The organism is Psychrobacillus sp. Z3-81 (assembly GCF_056620325.1).
Genome location: NZ_JBWQPU010000047.1, coordinates 1 through 279 on the forward strand (window position 1 = coordinate 1; position 279 = coordinate 279).

Sequence of the window (279 nt, forward strand, 5' to 3'; positions counted from 1 at the left end):
TGTAGCTTTATACGAGAGATTTCATCATTTTTAGCTGTAGAACTCATACAAATGAAGTCCTTCCCCTCTTTTGCAAAGCGAACACCTCTTGCGAAGTCTGCTCGTCCTCCTGATGAAGAATAATATTTTCCCGCAACTGTTTCTGAGGCACACTGTCCATATAGATCAACCTCGGTCGTAGCATTGGTAGAAACCATGCGTTCCTCCTCCGCAATTTCTCTAGGATCATTCACAATACTTACATGTAAAAATTCTACAGAAGGATTGTTATGGAGAAAG

At 40.9% G+C, this 279-nt stretch carries 1 protein-coding gene; it reads right to left on the minus strand.

Annotated elements, in window-relative coordinates; all coding sequences use genetic code 11:
* The coding region (locus tag AC1ECF_RS17570; RefSeq protein WP_480390731.1) for an acetyl-CoA hydrolase/transferase C-terminal domain-containing protein at nucleotides 1-279 on the minus strand (279 nt) is incomplete at both ends.